This window comes from Tritonibacter sp. SIMBA_163, from assembly GCF_046535935.1.
GTDB lineage: Bacteria > Pseudomonadota > Alphaproteobacteria > Rhodobacterales > Rhodobacteraceae > Epibacterium > Epibacterium scottomollicae.
Genome location: NZ_JAWJBP010000053.1, coordinates 1 through 3,332, shown reverse-complemented (window position 1 = coordinate 3,332; position 3,332 = coordinate 1). Strand labels below are relative to the sequence as shown.

The following is a 3,332-nucleotide window of genomic DNA, read 5'->3' as shown; positions in this document are numbered from 1 at the left end:
GGTAGCGGGTGGGTGTGGGCTTACGCATGCGCCCGAACCAACCGTCAGGATTCGCGAAGTGAATCCCTCCCTCTGATTTTGCGCAACAACACCGAGTTTGTACCCTTCTCGTCGTCTCTTGTAGGCCAAAGGGGCCCGAAGTTGCAAAAGTGGCCAAACTCTAGAACATTTGTGAACGCTAGAAGCCGCCGCCATTCACTGCGCCGTGCGTGAACAGGTAAGGAGCGGGAAAAAACAGCCGTTGGCCGCGTTTGCGCCAATTACCGGTTCAATCTGTGCCTAACTGAGAAATGAGAGTACGGATGCATTGAAAAAATCCGGCGCATCACGGTTGGCGATGTGGCTGGCTGCAGGAATGACCAAAAATTCACTCTCTGGAATTGCGTTAGCCATCTTTTGAGCTCGCTTATGCGTTTTTCTATTTAGAGCCCCAACCATGATCAGCGTTTTCGCAGTAATGTTGGGAAGGCGTTCGCGTCCGTCATATTGGGAAGCTGCGTGCATTACAGTGTAGTTGTTCTTTGCGGTCATTTTGGCAATCGCGTCCTGAACGTATTTGCCTGCATCCTGCGATTTTGCGCCCATCGCACTTGCTGGAAGTGCCATGAATATTGAGGGTGGTATAGCTTTGAAGAGCAACATCGCCCAACCTGCTAATTCTTTCCCAAAAGCGCCTTCGAACACAGTCGCAACAGATTCAACCGTCACCAAATGCGAAACTTCGTCAGGCCAGCGCCCTGCCATTTCTATAGCGACCATGCCCCCCAGAGACAGCCCGACAATTGCATACTGCGCGATACCTTTCTCTTGCAGCATGGCCCGCACGACATCAGCCATTTCTTCGACGCTTTGGACGGGAGCGCTCCGCCCATGGCCCGGGAGGTTGGGCGCAATCACGTGATACTGCTTGGAGAACAGATCTATCTGTGGCTTCCATAGCGCGGCGTCAACGCCTGCACCATGCAGCAGCACCAGTACAGGCCCGTCACCCTGCTCGATCACTTCAAGCCCGCATCGCATAACAGTTCCCTTTCCGGCAGATTACTTCATGCCTACTGGCTGCTCCAGCAGTGACTTTCAAGGCTACATTCCGAAAGCAGACACTCATGCAGTGAACAGCATCAGGTAATTTGGACTCAGAGCCGCCTTGCGGCGATTACCGCGATCGCGGCCAAGATGGCGCGCACCGTACACGCCGTGGTCAAACACGGCGAACCCTATCGCCCCTTCTGTGAAGGGGTGAGCCCAGGCGGAAGGACTTCTCACTGATGAGCCGTGGAGGCAGTTAGCTGACCTCGTAGATAATGTTCGGGCCTTCTGCTTGGGATTTGGAATCTCGTATTGAGGACGGTGAGGGCCGCCAGAGCGCGTACCCCGTGTTTGCTATGGAGGAGATCATTTCTTGACGGCAGAGCTCGTCTGGGCAACGATTACAGGGCATCCAGCTCGCGGGCGACACGGGCGCCCGAGATGCTGGTGTCGGCAGTCAGGCACAGGTTCTCCCGGCAGCAATCGTCGATCACCGCCAGATTGCGGAACTTGCGCGAGGCACCGAAGCTGTCTGCCAGGAAGTCGAGCGACCAACGGGTATTGGGATTTGCTGCCCCCCGGCATCGGCGTGCGTGACCCACGGGCCCGCTTGCGCCCGCGCCGGCGCTTCACCGACAGCCCTTCCTCCCGGTAGAGCCGATAGAGCTTCTTGTGGTTTATGAGCATGCCCTTGCGCTCGAGCAGGATACCGGTCCGGCGATAACCGTACCGGCGCCGCTTCCCGGCGATCTCCTTCATTTCCTCGCGGATCTCGGGGCAGTCCGGCGGGCGTGTGCGCCGGACCGTTTTGGGATCGACACCGATAAGCTGGCAGGTCCGGCGTTGCGAGATATCGTGATCCCGCATGGCCTTGAGCGCTGCCTCTCGCCGCCTGGTTAATGTCGTCAGTTCTTTCCCAGAAAGATCCTTCAGGACGACATTGTCGAGCATCGTGTCGGCCAGCAGGCGCTTGAGCTTGGCGTTCTCATCTTCCAACGCCTTCAGCCTGGCGGCCTCGGAAACCTCCATGCCACCATACTTGGCTTTCAGCTTGTAGAACGTCGCCGGGCTGAGGCCATGCCTACGGCACACCTCAGCTGTTGGCATGCCCGCCTCCTGCTCCTTGATCATCCCGATTATCTGCGCCTCGGTCAAACGGCTCTTCCTCATTCGTCTGCTCCTTCACGGTTGAGCAGACGCTACATCAGACTGAGAGATCTCGCGGGCGGCAGGTCAGCTTTGCAAAATAGCCCAACCCAGTGAGGCTACAACAAATGTGCTGTGATCCTACGATATAAAGGCCACCCGAGTAGAGCTGACTCGCGATAGCCTGTTTTGTCGCTAATCAACCAGCCTACCAGCTCCGCACTCGCAACATGATACGAAGCGGCCATTAGCTATTAACATTCAAAAAGTTGCATTATTCCGCTCACCGAACCTGCGTGCGGATCGCGTCGAGGGTCGGATTTGGGACGGAATTGCTTGGCGTTTGGCTTGGTAATGCTTGGCACGGTGCACTGACAAGATTCGAAATTCCGGCGCGTTGAGTCAGAAATCCATGACATTCGACAACAGAGCCGGCCGCGCAGCGCATATGGCGCGTAGTACGATAAAGCTATCCAGCCCTGTCTCATCCAACAGTTAGGGCAGGAAATTTATCCTCAGGGCCGAACGGGAGCTTCTGGCGGCCGAGATACCGCTTTCATAGGACTTTAGAAGGGCAGGGGACTCATCAACCGCATACGGACGGACCCATGCACACCATTTGCAGACCTGGCGCCGCAGCTGAAGGCGAGGGGAGAACATTACCCGCAGGGCTGAGACTATGTTTTCTGAACGACATAAGGCCGCGGCGCGGGGCTGGCTCTTCGAGGTAGTCTGCGTTGCACCTGTGCCTCAGGAGATCAGGAAAAATCGGCTCAGGTCTGGCGCCAGCTTTTCCGATATCAGACTAGGGCGCAGGGAGGAACCTGCTGCAGGCGCGAAGGCTCGTTGCCAAATTCCCCGAACCGGACATTCATCTTGGCACAACTACCGTCGACAATGCTTCACCCTGTTTGAGAGACAGGGAAGCGCAGATTGTGATCTACGCAAAGTAGACGAAAACGGCGACAGCAGAAAAACCTATGCTGCATAAGCACCAAGCAAAGCCGGCTTTCGCGGTGGCAGCGGGCGGCATTACTTTGCTCATATTTTTTACGGCATGTTCGCAGCGTTGTTGCGCAAATCAAAGGGAGGGATTCACTTCGCGAATCCTGACGGTTGGTTCGGGCGCATGCCGAAGCCCACACCCACTCGCTACA

General features: G+C 56.4%; 1 protein-coding gene and 1 pseudogene. Both read right to left on the bottom strand.

Annotation, left to right across the window (positions count from 1 at the left end; genetic code table 11):
* Window positions 1-279 precede the first annotated feature (279 nt).
* Window positions 280-1,002 carry an alpha/beta fold hydrolase gene (locus R0J92_RS21285; protein ID WP_411053108.1) on the bottom strand — a complete coding sequence of 241 codons (723 nt, stop codon included), beginning with the start codon at window positions 1,000-1,002 and terminating at the stop codon, window positions 280-282.
* 431 nt (window positions 1,003-1,433) lie between these two features.
* Window positions 1,434-2,199 (bottom strand): annotated as a pseudogene (locus R0J92_RS21280) (transposase); the annotation flags it as partial.
* Window positions 2,200-3,332: the final 1,133 nt, after the last annotated feature.